A 17,931-nucleotide genomic window follows, 5' to 3' on the forward strand; every position below is an offset into this window, starting at 1 on the left:
GCGGTGGTTCAGGGGGATTGTGCGGGTGGGGCGGGTTTGGCTAGCCGACGCGGCGGCGGGTTTCGGGGACCTTGGTGAGGGTCAGCAGCAGGAAGACAATCACCGCGGCGGCCGCCATGTAGTATCCGGGAGCCGCGCTCAGGCCGGTTTGCGACACCAGGAAGGTGCCGATGAACGGGGCGGATCCGCCGAAGATCGCATAGGCGACGTTGTAGCTGATGGCGGCGGAGGTGAATCGTGTGCGGGTGGTGAAGATTTCCACGAAGAACGTGTACGCGCCGCCGCCGTAGATGCACATCGGGATGACAAAGAGCAGCTGGCCGGCGATCGCCAGCGGCAGCGACCCGCTGGTGACGAGCATGAAGCAGGGTATGGCAAGCAGGGCAAGGGCCGCGGAACCGGCGACGAGCATCGGCTTGCGCCCGACCTTGTCGCCGATCATTCCGCCGATGGGCAGCAGCAACGCGTAGAGCAGCATGGCGGCCGCGTTGGCGAGCAGCGAGTGCTCGCGGCTGAGCTTGCCGGTGGTCTGGACATAGGAGACGAAGTATCCGGAGAGGAAGTAGAAGCCCATGGCGGTCAGCCCCATCACGAAGATGACCTGCAGCATGCGGACCTTGTTCTCGGCGAACGCTTCGCGGATCGGGCTGTATTCCTTGGCCTGTTCCTTGGCCAGCACCGCCTTGAAGGCATCGGATTCCTCGGTCTTGGCGCGGATCCAGAGCCCGAAGAGGGCCATGGGCAGCGCGATGAGGAACGGGATGCGCCAGCCCCAGGACATGAACGCCTCGGAGGACATTGAGCTCGAGAGCACCAGGATCAGCGCACCGCCGAAGACCGAGGGCAGCGCGGTTGCCGCCAGGGTGATGTTCAGCCAGAAGCCGCGCTTGTTGATCGGCGCGTGCTCAAAGACAAATGCCGGGGCACCGACGGATTCCCCGCCGGCGGAGAATCCCTGGACCATGCGGCAGAGCACCAGCAGCACCGGCGCCATCGCACCGATGGTCGCATGGGTGGGCAGCAACCCGATCGTCGCGGTGGCGGCACCGATGGAAAGCAGGGTGATGAACAGGACCTTGCGGCGCCCGATCTTGTCGCCCAAGGCGCCGAAGAACAGTCCGCCCAGCGGGCGAACCAGGAACGCCACGCCGAACGTGGCGAACGTGGCCAGCAGGCCGGCGAGGGCGCTGGTGCCGGGGAAGAAAAGCTGGGACAAGACGACCGCGGAGAGCCCGTACAGGGTGAAGTCGTAAAATTCGATGAACTGGCCGATGCTGCCGCCGGCCAGGACCCGCTTCTGCATGCCCGAGGCGGGCTTGTGGACTTCAATCGTCGTTGGTTGCGCGCCTTGCTGTTCGGTCGTGGTTTGCATCGTCGCTCCTGGATCTGCGGTACCGGAAGGGGTGGGTGACCTCCGGTGCGATATCTAAGGTTCCTGCATCAATCTTCGTGACCGCAGTCACATTGTTCCAACGGAGAATTTCGGTTACCCCAATCGATAAAATCGATCGGAAATGGATGCGGCGCCCGGCCCGGCTCAGCTTTCGTGCCCGTAGAGCTTTTCGCAGATTTGTTCAAAGGCCATTGATTTTTTGGTGGGCTTGGCCCCCAGCGGACGAACCAGCGACACCTCGATCGGCGGAAGGTCCTCAATGATGCGCAACGGCACCACCGCACCGCCGGCATACGTGGAATCGTGGAGCAACCGCTGGTTCAGCAGCGAAAACCCTTGGCCGCGGGCCACATACGAACGAACCGTCTCATAGCCGGAAACCTTGTGCCGGACCAACGGGCTGATGCCGACACGTTTGAACATGTCGAGGTAATACTCCCGCGTGTGCTTCATGTCCAGCAGGATGAACGGCTCGCTGGCAAAATCCAGCAGGCTGACAGGCTCCTCGGGCGCGGCCGCCCGAGGGTGCTCCGCCGACACCAGTACGTGAGGAGGGATCCGTTCCAGAACGCGACGCTCGAACTCGGGACCCACCCCGAGGTCATACATCAGGGCCAGCTCGCAGACGCCGTCCAGCAGTGCCTGGCGCAGCGACTCCTGGTCCCCCTCGTGGAAGCTGACTTTCACATTCGGATAGGCGGTCTCGAATGCCTGCAGGATCACGGGGGCCTTGAAGGGAGCCAGCGGCAAGTAGATGCCCACCACGAGCTCACCGGCCAGGGCTTCCCCTTCGTCCCGCACCGACTGGTAGAGCAGCTCGGCATCCTCAAGGAACGCCTGCGACCCCAGAAGCAACCGCTTGCCAGCAGGCGTCAGCCGCAACCCCTTGCTGGAGAGACGGGTAAAGAGCGAGGCGCCCAACTCCTGTTCGAGTCGGCTCAGTGCCGAAGAGAGTGTGGACTGGGTGACATTAAGCTCGGCGGCGGCCGCCGTCATGTTCTCCAACTTGGCCACGGCCCCGAAATACCTCAGCTGCACCAGCGTGAACGATTTGGTCATGAGTGCATTATTGCCTGTCCCGCGCTACTCGCCGTTTGCTCCGGGGCATCGGAGCATCGGCCTTGCCACGGCGGCAAATGGGTCACCACGCCATCCGCGGACCGGTAAATCCTGCACCGCGGCTGGTCAATCAGGCAATGGTCACGGGTTCCCAAGCCTCAGTCGGAAGTTCGCTCCCACCGCGCCCGATGGATTCCCGGCAGTCCCTTGCAGGTCGGAATCATGGCTGTCACGTTATCGGCCCCGGCACGGTTCGCTCCAGGCAATTGATGGACCGAGGTGGGGTCGATCGGATTCGAAGGGCGCCAAGGACAAAGCGCCAAGACGGCGTTCTCGGCAGTTTCGTCCAAAAGCGTGAAAGTCCACCTCCCTGTTCCATCTGCAACCTTGCACCAGTACGCTCTAGGCAACACCGGCCGCGCTTCAGCGACGGGCTGGCCCGCTACGTTCAACCCGTGGGATGCCAATGTCGGACAAAGATCCCGAATCCGCAAAAAACCAAAAAGCCCGAGAGCATTTGTCGAGCGGGCACCTATCCGATGTTGTCATTTCGATCGATGACATCCGCATCCGGCATGAGCTTCCCCGAGTTCTCGGTGCATTTGAGCAATGGTGCGCCCAAGAGCAGCTGGCTTTCCAGGGAGATCTACTCAGGTCATCGATAACGAACTTTCTTCGGCGCTATGCAGCCATCAACGGCGATCGAAAGCTCACTGCACTGAGCCTGTACCCGTTTGCCACCGCCCTGGACGACTTCATGTTCTCGAAAAAATCCGGTGATTTTCGGGACATGGCCAGTGTCATCGGAGCCTATCTTCGTTTTCTCAGCACCACGGGCACATGGAGTGGAACGCGCGAAGAATTTCGCCGGATCAAGAGCTATTTCGACCGCCTTCTGATTCCCGAGCCTGGCCCGCGTTATTCCGACATCCCGGAACTCCAGGCTGCACTGATCAAGATTCCCAGGCTCAGCGGGCAAGAAGCCTTGTCAGCGGTCGAGGAACTCAATCTCACGTCGCGGATGAGGTCGTTCTTGACGTGGTTTGGCGACAAACGAGAGACAACCTCCACCAAGGTCCTACACCGCAAACTCGTTCACGAGGCCGCCGCGAGTCTGGATGTCGTTGCCGTGGACGATGCCGAGACACCGTTCATCTGGCCGCGCCCCCAAAATGGACCGGTCGTATTCAAGAACGCGAGCCATGTGTTGCGGCTCAAACTGTATTGGGATGCGCTGGTGGACGCAGAGCTCATCCGTTTGTCACCGACACGGGCCTATCTCGCTGGACGTGCTGAAAGGTTCCTTGCGGGAAACCCCGATGATGTCGTCTCCGCCGTACGGGCGGTGGCTCGGCACATGTACCGGTCAGTGGCGGAGGAAACCAGCGACCGCGACACCACCTTGGAGTTGGGTTACCTCACCCGCTATTTCCTGCTCGAGGCCAGCGTCGAACCCCTGAGCGTCGAGATACTCAGGCATCCGGTACGAGGCCTCGCCGACGCGGATCCGCGTGGAGACCCCCAGGTCATTGCCCAAGCTTGGCAGCGGCTGGAGAGCCTCCGCGACGAAGGTTTGGTTGCCATCGGGAACATGCTTTCGATTCCACCCGTCTTGCTCAAACCGCTGGTGCTCGAACTGGCCAAAGCATCGGCCGTGGCGTTCGAATTTGATGCTCCCGGCGACAAGGAAGACGACTAAATCTGGATTTTCAGGTGGTTTTCCGGCACATGTTCGGGGATTGCGCCGACCAGGTCTCGGAAGAAGAGACGTTGCGCAACCGTGCCATCCGGAGTGCGCCCATCCGGTGGCAGGGCCCGGCGCGCCGCGGGCTGTGGCATCCCCCGTCACGTTCCATCGAATAGGTCCATGTCATCGGTGCTATGGAAAAAAGGTTTTCGGGCAATGCGGCCAACAGTGCCATAGGGTAGGGAACATGGTTCAGTGGATAGCCGATGTGCTCGGCCCCGGGTTCGAACAGCACACACTGCTTCTGCCCGGCGGCGACGAGGCAACGTTGGTTCGTTGCACCGATGCCCCGACGGGGCCGGTTCCTCAATTCCAGAACATCGATGTGCTTTACATCCATGGTTGGTCGGACTATTTCTTCCAAAAAGACCTTGCCAGGTTCTGGACGTCACGCGGGGCCAGGTTCTTCGCGCTTGACCTGCGGCGCTATGGGCGCAGCCTGCGCCCCGGCCAGATCCCCGGATTCATCACCGACCTCGCCGACTACGGGGTGGAAATCGATGCGGCATTGCACCTCATGGGGCAGGGTGCCGGCCGCGGGGAAAGCAACCGGGAGCTTGTCCTGCTGGGACATTCAACCGGCGGACTAACTGCAAGCCTTTGGGCGGGGAACAACCCGGGACGCGTCAGCGCCTTGGTACTGAACAGCCCCTGGCTCGAGTTCCAGGCCAGCGGGGTCGTGCGCTCCGCTGTAGCCCCGTGGCTGGCAGCCGGTTCCCGGATCAACCCGGCACGCCCGTTGCCGACCATCGATCCGGGGATCTATACCCGTGCCGTCTCGACCGCATTCGACGGCGAATGGGACTATGACCTTTCCTGGCGCCCAGAACAGGGGTTCACGTTGACCCCGGGTTTCTTGCATGCCGTCTTCACCGCGCAGGCCCGCGTGGCACGGGGCCTGAACCTGGATTGCCCGGCGCTGGTGATGCTCTCGCAAAAGAGCTACCTCCAGCCGCGCTGGAGCGAGAACGCCAAGGCCGCCGACGTGGCGTTGAACGTTCAGGCGGTCGCGGCGCGCGCCGTGGACCTCGGCCCGGAAGTCTGCATCCGTCGCATTGACGGTGCCTTCCACGACATCTTCCTCTCCCCGCAGGGCATTCGCGACGTTGCCTACTCAACCATGGGCAGGTGGGCGCAAGACACGCTGGATGCAACACGCCGCGATTTGTGGAGCGATTTGTCCATCTCCCAGAAAGCCGGGGGCTGAACCGACAACGGTGGGGTTAACCCCACCCGCCGCGTCGGGGAATCCCTGCGGCAATCGATGGCGTGCCCGGCAGACGCCGGCGCTCCGGCCGCGAAAGAATTAGGGCAAGACAATGCGGTCCAGCGAAAGACACAAGCCATGACTCAACCAGCATCCGCCCCAGCCCGGAACGTACCCGGCCGTCGGCTCGGGCGCGATCTCGCCTACAACCTGTCGGCATTTTTCACCGGCACCATTGCCTTCACGCTGGCCGTCACCCTGTTCTCGCTGGGCATCGCCACCGTCATCATTTACATCGGCATATTCATCCTGCTCGGCGCGCTGTTCACCGCCACCTTCTTCGCCGGGGCCGAGCGGCGGATTGCCACGTGGGCGACGGGCCAGCTGCCGCCGACCTACTACAGGCGTTCCACCGCGGACTCGACCATGCGCCGCATGCTCGACCCGCTGCGCGACGGCCAACGCTGGAAGGACCTGATCCATGCCGTGGTCTCCTTCCCCGTGCGGGTGCTTGCATTTTCGGTGACCATCAGCTGGATCGCCGCGGCCCTGGGCGGAATCACCCAATGGATTTGGGAACGCTATCTGCCCGAGTCGAACGTCAGCCTGTTGGACATCCTCCGCGTTGACCCCGCCTACCACGTATGGATCCAGATCGGACTGGGCTTGGCCTTCCTGTTCACGCTGCCTCCGATCTCCCGCGGCTTGGCCCTGTTGCAGCGCGCCCTGGCCGTCGGTTTGTTGACCAACGAACGGCAGGCGATGCGCGAGGAAGCCGATCGCCTGACCAACTCCCGCAGTTCGGTGATTGCAGCCGAGGCCGACACGTTGCGCAAGATCGAACGCGATATCCACGACGGCCCGCAGCAACGCATGGTCCGCATGAACATGGACCTCGAGGCCGCCAAGCGCCGGCTCGACCCGCAGGATTCCGCAACCAAGGAGTTGCTCGACTCCGCCCTCGAGCAATCCCGGGGCGCATTGGCCGAATTGCGGGCATTGTCCCGCGGCATCGCTCCCCCGGTGTTGGTTGACCGCGGGCTCGTGCCCGCCCTTGAGGCGTCGGCGGCCAGATCCCCGATCCCGGTGATCGTCGAGGCCACGGAGCCGGCTCACGGCAGGTTTGCGGTGGCCATCGAACAGGCAGCCTATTTTGCCGGCGTCGAATCCCTGACCAACGCCGCAAAGCACTCCAGGGCCACGGGGTGCCGGCTACTGCTGGACGTCGCCGACGGACATCTGGCCCTTCAGGTCCGCGACGACGGCGTCGGCGGAGCCCACCTCGGCAAGGGCACCGGTTTGGCGGGACTGGCCGATCGCTTGGCCGGTGTTGACGGTACGCTCACCGTGGATTCCCCCGAGAACGCGGGAACCGTCATCTCCGTTTCCATTCCCTTGGGAACAGATGGCTAAGCTGTCTTCGCGGGCAATGCCGATAAGCTGGATTCCGTGCGCATCGTCATAGCCGAAGATTCAGTCCTGCTCCGTGAAGGTTTGGTGCGATTGCTCCGCGAAGGCGGCGCCGAGGTCCTCGCCGCAGTCGCGAACAAGGACGAATTGCTTGATGCGGTCGAGGAGTTTTCCCCCGACGTGGTGCTGACCGACGTGCGCATGCCGCCCGGTTTCAGCGACGAGGGCCTGCGTGCCGCACAACAGATCCGCGGTAAATACCCGCACATCGGCATTCTGGTGCTCTCCCAATACGTCGAGCTCACCTACGCCACCGACTTGTTGGCCAGCGCCTCGGCGCCCGGAGCCGGCGGGCTTGGTTACCTGCTCAAGGACCGCATTGCCCGGCTCGAGGAAATGATGGATGCCTTGGAACGTATCCAGGCCGGCGGCGTCGTACTGGATCCGGAGGTTGTCTCTGCGGCCTTCAGCAAGCCACGAACCGACCCGATGGCCACGCTCACGCAGCGGGAACGCGAGGTCCTCGAACTCATGGCCGAGGGACGCACGAATGCCGCCATCGCGGCCACCTTGTTCCTGTCAGCCGGTGCCGTGGAAAAGAACATATCCTCGATTTTCACCAAGATGGGTCTGGCGCCCAGCCAGGACGATCACCGTCGTGTACTGGTGGTTCTGGCCTGGATGAAGGTTTAAGCCACTGACCGCTGGGTCCTGATGGCAACCTGTAATCGTCGGCATTCACTCTGCAGCGCCCCTACGGTGCCGCAATACGGGGCAGTGCCGTCCATTGAACGGCACTGCCCCGATGTATCCGGCTCTAGAAAGGCCAGTTGTTGTTTCCGGAGAGCTGGCTGATGCCGCCGGTCTGGCCGAAGCCACCGGCCTGGCTGGCGTCATCCTGCTGGTTGGCTGTTGCGCCGCCGAGGAACACGCCGCCTGCCAGAACCAACGTTGCAAGCGCTGCGCCTATGAGCTTCTTCAAGGGAACTCCATCTCTGTCGATATTGTGGGCACCTTCGAGGCTTCGCCCGTTCCACCGACACTTCATAAGGTCGGCCACCCCAAATTCAGATTCTAGCTCCGACCTGAGCGTATGGGGTGTTAATCGCAAAAATGAATCAAGATTTCTCTGAAGTTGCGCACACCCCTATCCCGCAGAAAGGGTCGAGGCTTGACGTAACCGTTCCACTTGCAGCACCGCAAGACCCTCACATGGACCATAATTGAACTATGCATTCCCGCTCACTAGAAGCCGAAGCGTTCCGTTGTGAGGCGCTCCTCCGCAAGGCCCGGCTAGCCGAGGACCAGCACCTGATTTCCGATGCCGCCGAAGCCTGCGCCCGCGCCTATGCGGCGATGGGCGAGTCGTCAAAAGAATGGGATTTCATCCACATAATCGGTCAATCCGAGATTCTAACCGGGTCATACAGCGCGGCTTTGCGAACCTCCGAACTCCTCTTGGGTTCGCCCATTTCAGCATTGAACCCCGAGTTGACGGCCAAGGCGCTGCTCATTCGAGCATCCGCGCTGCGCAACAAATCCCAGCATGTTCCCGCGATCGCCGCCGCCCGTGAAGCGCTGACCGCGCTAAACACGCTCGACGGCCATCTTGGCCTCCGTGCGGAGGCTTACCAGGGGCTCATCGCCAGCCTCGTGGAAGCCGGGATGATCGATGATGCGTGGAGCCTTAGGGAAGATCTGAAAGCGATCCTCGATCGCATCAGCAACTCCAAAGTCGCCAGCAGTGGATACTGGACGTTGGGCAATCTTGCTCTGGCCCACGGACAGCACGTAGAGGGACTGGACTACCACGACCGCGCCGGCGAACTCCTTGCACCGACCAACGATATGCATGCGTGGGCACGTTTCAACAAGGCGATCGCCGACGTGCAATTACAAGCCGGGATTGCCAACGATCAAACCCTCCACTGCATTGACCGAGCCCAACTGGCCTATGGCATCATCGGGGGCAGCGAGTCTGAACTGGTTGGCTTGGCCACCACACGGGCACGCTGGAACATGGTCGTGGGCGAACTGCAGAAAGCCTCCGATATCTTGCAGGAAGCCCTGGGCTCGGCTTCTTACAGCGACGATTCCGAACATGTCTCGGTTCATCTGCTCTGGGCACAGATCCTCACCGAACTGGGCCGAGATGACGAAGCGCAGCGCGAACGGGACAAGGTCATTCGACTTCAGACCCTGGCAGAGCAGGGCCGGAACTAGTCAGGCCCCTTATGGGTACTTTGAGACAGGCGCGTCCAGCAGTTTCTTTAGCTGGGCGTTCGACAAGCGCAACCACGGCGAATTGACCGCTCCCTGCAGCGCAGCCTCAGGGCTTTCGCCCTGGTTCCACCACTTGGATTCGAAGACGCGCCCGTCAAAGATGATCCGATCCGATTTGTTGTACACCGTCGAGGCCGACCACTTCGGATAAAGGCCCGTCGGCACAGTCGGCACCGGTGCCGGCTTGTCACCGGGCAACACGGGTCCGATCAGCAGCCACGGGGTGGCCACGACATCGGCCACTGGCTGGTCCGGGGTGTCGCCCTGCGTCCACCATTTGGCCTCGTAGACATTTCCACGCCAGACAACGCGCTCGGATTCCGGGTACGCGGCATCCGGATTCCAGACCGGGAAAGGGCTTTTTGCCGGGTCGTCGACGATCGCAGTCTCTTCCGGCACCGGCACCGCGGAGGGCCGGGGTTCCGTCGACCAGGAAGCAGATCCCACCCCGCTGGAGAGCAGCATCCCGAACTCCCCCTTGGCTTGATCGGTTCCGCTGCAGTTGTTTGAAACGCGCTCGCTTTCCGGCATGTTCGGTCCGCAGCCCGCATCACGGTTGGCTGACCACATTGAAATCCGTCCCACCCCGTTGGCCATGGCAAAGGCGTGCAGCGAGACAGCATCCTCGACGGTGAAAATTTCTCCCCGCAGATCATTTTGTCCGATCATCGGGGTCAACCCTATTTTCGACCACATCGTTTGCTCGCCGGTTACCTTGCCCAAGCCCTTGTAGAGATCCAGCAATTGTCCGTGTGCGCTCTTGGCGGCCTGCTCGGATGCCGCAGCCATGGATTGGTTGGCTCCCCTGGTCTCTCCGAAGTTCATTGTCATCAAGTTGATTCCAGCCAGGTCGACCCCTCCGTCAAGCAACCTGTGCACTTCGCCAAGCCCGCTGGCCGTAAGCCCCCCAGTGTCCACCGGCAGCGTGACCCAAACTTCAACCCGGCGCCCATCGGCCGCGGCGCGTTGTTGCACTGCGGCCACGGCAGACGCACGTCGCAGGCCGGAAGCAATATCCTCGAGGTCGTTTCCCTCGACGTCCAAATCCAGCGTGGTGGATTGGTAGCGCTTCAACAGGCCCTCGTAGCCGGCAACCACTTTTTTCCTGTCCGTGCACGCTGTCGCCAATTCGTCGTTCAGCAATCCACCGGTGGAAATAACCACCTCGCCTCCCTGCTCACGCACGCGGGCGACCTGGCGATCCAGGTCGAAAGTCTCGTTGGCGGCATCCATGGAGTAGTAACCTCCCCAGGACGGCGCGCACGGGTGCTTGGGGTTGGCAACCGCGAAGCCAAGCACGACGCGTTCATGTTTCCCTACGTCCTCCGCGATCGGATAAAACGGGGTGGACGTGGCGTCAATGTATGCCCCGAACCAATGCCCGGATTCCGCGGCCCGCGCCGCATCGCGGTTCGACGTCCAATAGTGCAGTCCGGCCCATATTGTTGCCCCAATAACCGCGGCAACAAACAACACGCGGCCCCAGGAAAGGCGTCGCCCATCGATACGACTCAACTGTGCCTCCAAAGCCGCAACAACGAACGGCGTCTCGAACGAATGGTGCCCACCGCCGGCCGCCAATGACCTTGCAAAGACATGGGAACGGCGGCCAAGAACTCGGCAGATACGCGCCACATGACGAGTCGAAATGTGACCTGCCTTGCAAGCATAGGGCACTACTATAGAATCAATAAATTCGGCAAAAATGTGGCGTTGACTACACTTGGCCCATCATTCACTACCGGGGGGCAGGAAAATTTTGACGGTAAACGACGAGGATTTGGTTGTCGTCGCCACGGACGCGCCATGCCCCGCCCCTGAAGCCTTAGAGGTCCCCGAACCAATCCGGAAACGGCAATGGGGTTCGGAGAAACGATCCGAACCGCTGTCGATCGTCCATCCGGCACCGTCCCGACAAAAAATCGCATGGGGCCGTGTCGGCATCGTGGTGACCGTCCTGGCCTGGGTGACCTACGTGGTATCGACAATTTTCCGCCAATTGGCAAACAACCCGGAAGCCGGTTTCCGCTTTCAGTTCGAGGCCGTCATGTACCTGACGGTGGTCTCGTTCCTGACGTTTTCCGCACTCATGTATCTCACCGCACGGCAAGCTGCGCTGCATCGCTTTGCCGCGCACCGCCGGGTGCCCCGCGGCGAGCTGGATCGCCATTTCCGGGTCTACGACCGCTCCATCACCACGCTGGTTCCCAGCTATGCCGAGGAACCCGGCGTCGTGAGACAGACCCTTTGGTCCGCCGCACTGCAGGAGTTCGCGGACCTGCGTGTGGTCCTACTGATCGACGACAACCCGAACCCGACCGACCCCGTTGTCCTGGCAAGGCTGGAAACAACGCGGCGCCTCGTCGGAGAAATCGGCGACGCCCTGGAAACACCGCGTGCCGCAGCCGAAGCGGCCCAGCGTCTCTTCGAGGCGCATCTGGCCGACGGCGCAACACCGGCCGAACTGCTCCCGGGTACGGCCTCCGCCTATCGCGAGGCGGCTTTGTGGATTGAGGCCATGAGCGAGGCCGAACCCATCAATGACCACGTGGACGAGTTCTTCGTTGACTCTGTCCTCATGGGGCTGGCCCGCGAATTGCGTCTGACGTTGATCGCACTCAGCGCAGCGCAGGCGCAGAACGCGGAACTGGAACCCGAGCGACTCACGGAACTGCACGTGCGCCTGGTGCGGATTTTCACCACCCGGCTCAGCAATTTTGAACGCAAGCGCTATGCAAACCTCTCACAGGAGGCGAACAAGGCGATGAACCTCAACTCCTTCATCTCGCTCATGGGCACGAGCTGGATACCGGACCAACGCGGAGATGCAACTGTCCTGCGGCCGGTCGACACCGGCGCGGACCCGTTGCAGGATGCCTCGGTCCTGTATATTCCGGACTCCGAGTACCTGCTGACCCTTGACGCGGATTCACTGCTCCTGAGGGACTACTGCCTGCGGCTGGTCTATTTCCTCGAATCGGATGAGAACTCTCGCGTCGCGGTCACCCAAACGCCCTATTCCTCCTTCCGCGGAGCACCCACCCGCATCGAGCGCGTGGCCGGAGCCACCACCGACATCCAACACATCCTCCATCAGGGCATGACCCGATACGGCGCGACGTTCTGGGTCGGCGCCAACGCCATCATCCGCAAGCGTGCGCTGCTGGACATCCGTGAGACGCAGACAGTCGGTGGCTACGAAATCCACACATACATCCAGGACCGCACCGTCATCGAGGACACGGAATCCAGCATCGACCTCGGAGCACACGGATGGGGCCTGTCAAACTACCCCGAACGCCTGAGCTACAGCGCCACTCCCCCGGATTTCGGTTCATTGGTCGTCCAGCGCCGACGCTGGGCCAATGGCGGGCTGCTGATCCTGCCGAAGTTCTGGCACCAGCTCAGCGAACGCCGCCACCGCCGAGAACGGATCAGCCTGCGCGAGGTCCTCCTCCGGGTCAACTACATGGCGTCGATCTCCTGGGCAAGCCTTGGCCTGATCTTCCTTTTGGCTTACCCCTACGACGGGCGACTGCTCAGCCCGTTGATCTTCATCGCGGCCCTTCCCTACTTCTTGGCCATGGGAAGCGACCTTCGAGCGTGCGGTCACCGTTTCACCGACATCTTCCGCATCTACGGCTTCAACCTGGTCCTGCTTCCGGTCAACGTTGCCGGGGTCCTGAAATCGGTGGAGCAGGCGTTCACCGGAGAAAAAATCCCCTTCGTCAGGACGCCGAAGGTCCGCGACCGGACTGCGGCGCCCGGGCTCTACGTCGCCATCCCCTATTTCATCGTGGCCTTCGCCCTGATCACCCTGTGGCGTGATTTACAGGAACACAACTGGGGCAACGCCGCGTTCGCCGCTCTCAACGCGGTCCTGGCTGGTTTTGCTATCCGCGCCTACATCGGGGTCAAGAACTCGATCGTCGACATGGTGCTGGGCGTCGTCAACTGGCTGTATGTTGAACCGCGCAAGCCAAAAACCAAACCGGTGCCCTATCCCGTGGCAACCCCGGAAAACACCGACTGGTCAACCTTGCTGTACCAGGGCGACCGCCGGCTGGACCGCGACCTTCGCGGCAGTGATGACCGACGGAGGCGTATCGGTGTCAGGTAATCTTTCAACGTGGGCGGTGGCCGACGAGCGTGTGGCCGACGAAACCAACGACCCGCAAGGCGTGGCGTTGTGTCTCTGGATCTGGTCTGGCGCACAGGCCAGGATGGCGTTCTTCGCGGACGACCTCCTCGAGATCCGTTTTAAGGCCGGAACCACCCTGAGCCTCTCAACCATGATGGAAATGCTCGACTACTTCGAAAGGCAGGCCAGTGGCTTGAGGGCGCACCTCGTCATCGACATCTCGGGCCTTGACGATGTCGAGGCAGACGTTCCACCACGCTTCAACCGCCTGATCCGAAACTTGCGGGCGGCAATGCTTGGATCCGGGCCTGCCGACCAGGTATTGGCCCGTTTCTTCATGCGCAAGCTGGATGGCGACCGCACCTGTGCCTATTTCGAGCGGCGGAGCGACGCCGTGGAATTCGTGTTGCGAAATGCCTAACCAGTTTCCGACGGCGGGCATTGATCCTCGCATTGAACAGATCGTGGAGGCCATCTTGAAGATCGCCGACATGAACTTCGACACCGGCCTGCGCCCCGGCACCCGTCGCGATGAGATCGATGCCATCATCATGGGAATCAACGCCATGGCCACCGAACTCAAGCTGACCTACACGACCCTTGACCGCCGCGTGGCGGAGCGGACGATCATGCTGGAAAAGGCCCGCGACCAGATGGAGTTGCTGGCTTACACCGACCCGCTGACCCAACTGGCGAATCGTTCAGCGTTGATGCGCGACATCGACGTCGCGCTGAAGGGGTTGGAGGACGGCGAACCCGCACCGATCTTGCTACTCCTCGACCTGGACGCCTTCAAGAGCATCAACGACACCCACGGCCATGCCGTCGGAGACCAGGTGCTGCGCCAGCTTTCCGCCAGGCTTCGTGCCGGTGTCCGCTCCCAAGACCTGATCGCCCGGTTGGGAGGCGACGAATTCGCCATACTTCTTCGTTCCCAGGACCACGGGGCCTTCGAACTGGGGCAACGGATCGTCAGCACCGTGAACGAGCAAATGGTTGTGGAGGGCATCAGCCTTTCGCCCGGTGCGAGTTTGGGCATTGCTGTGGCAACCGCCGGGCATGATGCCGACCGGCTCCTGCTCGAGGCGGACACGGCCATGTATACCGCCAAACAGTCCCGCACGTCCAAGGTCCACGAATTCGAACCCTACATGCTCTTTGAGCGGCAGCAGAAAGCCGCCATGGTCGCGGACCTGCGCATGGCCCTGGGCACCGACCAAATCCTTCCGTACTACCAGGCATTGGTATCGCTGGATGACGAGAGCACCATCGGCGCCGAGCTGCTGGTTCGTTGGGAACGCCCCGACTACGGGCTGATTCCCCCCGGCGAATTCCTCGCGGTCGCGGAGGAAGCCGGCATGATGGGTGCCATCACGGAACAGATGTTGGACGCGGCGTTGAAAGACATCAGCCGCTGGCGGACGCTCGGATTGGTCGATGGTGATTTCACGGTCCATCTCAATGTGAACTCCAGGGAACTGCACCTCTTGGGCTTCCCGGACATCATTCGCGACGCACTTCGCCGCCACGGATTGCCCGCCTCCACCTTGGCCCTGGAAATCACCGAAGACAAGCTGATGACGGGCGACAGCCTTCATCGATACACCCTGCTGGCCCTGCGGCAGATGGGTGTAGAGGTGTACATCGACGATTTCGGGACAGGCTATTCCTCCATCAGCTACCTGCGCCAGTTGCCGGTTGCCGGAGTGAAGATCGACAAGTCGCTCGTCGACGATGCAGACACCGACCCCCAACAGGAAAAGCTGCTGATGGCGGTCTCCTACCTGATCGAGGCGTGTGAGCTGGCGTGCGTTGTGGAAGGCGTGGAAACCCGCGGGCAAGCTGACAAACTTCGGTCCATGGGCTTTGAATGTGCCCAGGGATACCTCTTCGGCAAGCCGATGGGCAGTGGGGATTTCACGGCCTCGCTGTCCGCCTGACCACCTGGCAGGTGCCTCATACCCGCGACGTGCATGAGGCCAAAATAAGTGGTTGACCACGACAAACAGCCGCGTCTCGGTTGCCCGGCGGTCGACACCTTGGTTCTGCAACTTTCTGTCGTAGATTGGGTTCATGAGCGCAATCAAGGAATCGTTTTCCATGGCAGTCAATGACACAGGGGTTTCGGCCGTTTTCGCCAACCCTGCCGGATCCGTGGCAACCGTCGTCGTGGCACACGGAGCGGGCGCCGGGATGGACCATCCCTTCCTGACCGGGTTCACCGAAGCACTGAACGAACGCGACATTGCCACGATGCGCTTCAACTTTCCCTACAGCGAGGCGGGAAGGAAATTCCCCGATCGGCCGCCGGTTGCCATTGCCACCTGGAATGCCGCCATGGCCGCCGCGAGGAAGCGGTCCGCCGGCCAACCGATTTTCACGGCCGGCAAATCATTCGGCGGGCGCATGGCCTCTATGGCTGTGGCCGAAGGCATGGAAACCGCCGGACTCATTTTCCTGGGCTACCCATTGCACGAGCCGGGCAAGCCAGAAAAGCTCCGCGACGGGCATCTTTACGGACTCGACGTACCCATGCTCTTCCTGCAGGGAACCCGGGATCCGTTTGCCTCGCCGGACGAGTTGGAACCGGTAGTTGAACGCCTCGGACCAAACGCCGTCCTGAAGTGGTTTGAGGGCGGGGACCATTCCTTCAAGGTGGCCCGGTCAAAGCGCATGCCCGAGCAGGACGGAGCGGCGCTTGCCGGCTCCGTGGCGGAGTTCGTCCTCGCCAACAGCTGAGCGGTCGGCGAGGCGTCCCGTTCTAGAGCATCGGCAAGACCAGGTCCCGGACCTGCTTGCGCAAGATCTTTCCGAGCATCGAGCGCGGCAGGTCATCGATGGCCACGATCCGTTTGGGAACCTTGTAGCCGGCGAGCGCGCCGCGGCAGTGTTCACGCAGGGCGGCTTCGTCCAAGGTTGCGCCGGGCTCAAGCTCCACCGCGGCGACCACCGTTTCCCCGCCGTTTTCCAGGGGCAGGCCCACCGCTGCCACGTCCTTGACGTCCGGGTGCTGGCGCAGCACCGATTCGACCTCGGTCGGCGAGACATTGAATCCGCCGGTGATGATCAGCTCCTTGGCCCGGTCCACGATCGTCGCAAATCCGTCGGCATCCACCGTGACCACGTCCCCGGTGCGCAGCCATCCGCCGGGAAGCAACACCGCGTCGGTTTCGGCGGGGTTGTTCCAGTAACCCACGAACACCTGCGGCCCCTTGACCAACAGCTCGCCGGGCTCGCCCTGGGCGGCATCGATTTCCGGGTTGCCCAGCTCCACGACCTTGATGAAGGTTGACGGGAACGGCAGGCCGATGGTTCCGGCCTTCCGCGTGCTGTGCAGCGGGTTGCCCAGGGCCACGGGAGAGGTTTCGGTCATCCCGTAGCCTTCCACCAACGGTCCCCCGGCGACCGATTCCCACAACTGCGCAACATCGACCGGCAGGTTCATGGCGCCGGAAATGCAGTACTTTGCCGAGCGCAGTGAAATGCCCTTTTCCCGGGCGGCATGAACCGTGCGCTCGTAGATCGGCGGCACAGCGCTGAAGATCGTCACGGGGGACTTCTTCATGGCTGCCAGGATCAGGTCCGGGTCGAACTTCGGGAAGAGCACGAGCAGTCCCTGTTTTCGCACACCGAATGTCAGGTACATGGTCATGCCAAAGGCATGGAACATCGGCAGGACCGCATAGAAGATTTCCTTGCGCGGCTGGGCACCCGGCATCCACGCTTCACCCTGCAGGGCATTCGAGTGGAGGTTGAAGTGGCTGAGCATCGCACCCTTGGGACGCCCGGTGGTTCCCGAGGTGTACTGGATGACGGCCAGGTCCTGGACGTCGGGGTGGGGGTGGCCGACATCGAGTGTCTCGCGCCCCAACAGTTCTTTCCACGGTGTGGTTCCCGGAGCCGGTGCGGTCAGCGCGTCCTTGGTGGTGCGCAATGACTTCACGGGCAGGTTCAGGGCCAGGCGCTTGACGGAGGGGAAGGCTTCCAGCAGGTTTACGGAGATCACGTGGCCGGGCCGGATTTCCTCAGGGAATTCCTTGATCGCTGCCGCTGTCTTGTCCCAGACGATTGCCACCCGCGCCTGGTGGTCCTCGAATTGGCCGGCCAGTTCTCGGGACGTGTAAAGCGGGTTATGTTCGACGACCACCGCGCCGAGGCGCAGGATCGCATAGAAGGCAACGACGTGCTGGGGGCAATTCGGCAAGATCAGAGCGACCCTGTCCCCGGCCTTGACGCCGAGACGGCGCAGACCTTCCGCGGCCCGGGATACTTGCCTGCCCAACTCCGAGTAGCTGGTGCGGCGACCGAAGAATTCGGTGGCCGGGCTGTCGCCGGCCTCCGCGACGGCGTGCTCAAACATCCTTGTCAACGATTCGGTGGGGAGATCAATCTGCGCTGGGACACCCGGCTGGTAGTTCTTCACCCAGGGCTGCATCTCATTGTTCTCCATCCCCCAATCATTCCACTGTTCCAGACGGCAACCTCGCCCCCAGTTGCGGTTTCACTCTCGGCCCGCGTCCGGCGGGGCACCTGCGTTTTGAGGCGAATCCATGGCCCCTGCCGAATGCGCTCCGGCCGGCCAGCGTATCCATTCGGCACGGCAACACGGCGGGGATCGACAACGCACGTTTGGCGCCCGATCCATCGCCAGCGGCCCCATGCCGGCAATGGATCGCACCCCGGGAGACACG

General features: G+C 62.2%; 14 protein-coding genes. 9 read left to right on the plus strand and 5 right to left on the minus strand.

Annotated elements, in window-relative coordinates:
• Positions 1 to 40: 40 nt before the first annotated feature.
• Both JOF47_RS20235 and JOF47_RS20240 read right to left on the minus strand, forming a co-directional pair.
• The gene (locus tag JOF47_RS20235) at positions 41 to 1,372 is read right to left on the minus strand and encodes an MFS transporter (protein ID WP_245357086.1); all 1,332 of its coding nucleotides are present in this window, start codon (positions 1,370 to 1,372) and stop codon (positions 41 to 43) included.
• 165 nt (positions 1,373 to 1,537) lie between these two features.
• Entirely contained in the window at positions 1,538 to 2,452 is a 915-nt protein-coding gene (locus JOF47_RS20240; protein WP_210002307.1) for a LysR family transcriptional regulator, read from the minus strand.
• A gap of 466 nt (positions 2,453 to 2,918) precedes the next feature.
• On the opposite strand from JOF47_RS20240, the gene JOF47_RS20245 reads away from it, so the two are divergent.
• The 4 genes from JOF47_RS20245 to JOF47_RS20260 all read left to right on the plus strand — a co-directional run bounded on the left by JOF47_RS20245 (position 2,919) and on the right by JOF47_RS20260 (position 7,509).
• A complete protein-coding gene (locus JOF47_RS20245; protein WP_210002308.1) occupies positions 2,919 to 4,151 on the plus strand; it encodes a hypothetical protein in 1,233 nt (410 codons plus the stop codon).
• Positions 4,152 to 4,386: 235 nt separating this feature from the next.
• A complete protein-coding gene (locus JOF47_RS20250; protein ID WP_210002310.1) occupies positions 4,387 to 5,406 on the plus strand; it encodes an alpha/beta hydrolase in 1,020 nt (339 codons plus the stop codon).
• A gap of 138 nt (positions 5,407 to 5,544) precedes the next feature.
• Positions 5,545 to 6,819 carry a sensor histidine kinase gene (locus JOF47_RS20255; protein ID WP_210002312.1) on the plus strand — a complete coding sequence of 425 codons (1,275 nt, stop codon included), beginning with the start codon at positions 5,545 to 5,547 and terminating at the stop codon, positions 6,817 to 6,819.
• Positions 6,820 to 6,855: 36 nt separating this feature from the next.
• Positions 6,856 to 7,509, plus strand: coding sequence for a response regulator (locus JOF47_RS20260; RefSeq protein WP_210002314.1), 654 nt, complete (start codon positions 6,856 to 6,858; stop codon positions 7,507 to 7,509).
• Between the two features lie 124 nt (positions 7,510 to 7,633).
• On the opposite strand, the gene JOF47_RS20265 is transcribed toward JOF47_RS20260, so the two are convergent.
• A complete protein-coding gene (locus JOF47_RS20265) occupies positions 7,634 to 7,798 on the minus strand; it encodes a hypothetical protein (protein WP_210002316.1) in 165 nt (54 codons plus the stop codon).
• A gap of 248 nt (positions 7,799 to 8,046) precedes the next feature.
• On the opposite strand from JOF47_RS20265, the gene JOF47_RS20270 reads away from it, so the two are divergent.
• The gene (locus tag JOF47_RS20270; protein WP_210002317.1) at positions 8,047 to 9,039 is read left to right on the plus strand and encodes a hypothetical protein; all 993 of its coding nucleotides are present in this window, start codon (positions 8,047 to 8,049) and stop codon (positions 9,037 to 9,039) included.
• A 9-nt stretch (positions 9,040 to 9,048) separates the two neighbouring features.
• On the opposite strand, the gene JOF47_RS20275 is transcribed toward JOF47_RS20270, so the two are convergent.
• Positions 9,049 to 10,614 (minus strand): chitinase, encoded by a 1,566-nt coding sequence (locus JOF47_RS20275; RefSeq protein ID WP_210002319.1) that lies wholly within the window; start codon positions 10,612 to 10,614, stop codon positions 9,049 to 9,051.
• A gap of 574 nt (positions 10,615 to 11,188) precedes the next feature.
• On the opposite strand from JOF47_RS20275, the gene JOF47_RS20280 reads away from it, so the two are divergent.
• The 4 genes from JOF47_RS20280 to JOF47_RS20295 all read left to right on the plus strand — a co-directional run bounded on the left by JOF47_RS20280 (position 11,189) and on the right by JOF47_RS20295 (position 15,979).
• On the plus strand, positions 11,189 to 13,219 hold the full coding sequence (locus JOF47_RS20280) for a glycosyltransferase family 2 protein (RefSeq protein ID WP_245357125.1): 2,031 nt from the start codon (positions 11,189 to 11,191) through the stop codon (positions 13,217 to 13,219).
• Positions 13,188 to 13,661, plus strand: a complete 474-nt coding sequence (locus JOF47_RS20285) for a hypothetical protein (RefSeq protein ID WP_210002322.1) — start codon at positions 13,188 to 13,190, stop codon at positions 13,659 to 13,661. The genes JOF47_RS20280 and JOF47_RS20285 overlap by 32 nt, the downstream gene beginning before the upstream one ends.
• Entirely contained in the window at positions 13,654 to 15,180 is a 1,527-nt protein-coding gene (locus tag JOF47_RS20290; RefSeq protein ID WP_210002323.1) for a putative bifunctional diguanylate cyclase/phosphodiesterase, read from the plus strand. The genes JOF47_RS20285 and JOF47_RS20290 overlap by 8 nt, the downstream gene beginning before the upstream one ends.
• Positions 15,181 to 15,313: 133 nt before the next feature.
• Complete coding sequence (locus JOF47_RS20295) at positions 15,314 to 15,979, plus strand: alpha/beta hydrolase family protein (protein ID WP_210002325.1); 666 nt, start codon at positions 15,314 to 15,316, stop codon at positions 15,977 to 15,979.
• A gap of 22 nt (positions 15,980 to 16,001) precedes the next feature.
• On the opposite strand, the gene JOF47_RS20300 is transcribed toward JOF47_RS20295, so the two are convergent.
• Positions 16,002 to 17,690 carry a long-chain-fatty-acid--CoA ligase gene (locus JOF47_RS20300; protein ID WP_210002327.1) on the minus strand — a complete coding sequence of 563 codons (1,689 nt, stop codon included), beginning with the start codon at positions 17,688 to 17,690 and terminating at the stop codon, positions 16,002 to 16,004.
• Positions 17,691 to 17,931 lie beyond the last annotated feature (241 nt).

Source organism: Paeniglutamicibacter kerguelensis (genome assembly GCF_017876535.1).
Classification (GTDB): Bacteria; Actinomycetota; Actinomycetes; order Actinomycetales; family Micrococcaceae; genus Paeniglutamicibacter; species Paeniglutamicibacter kerguelensis.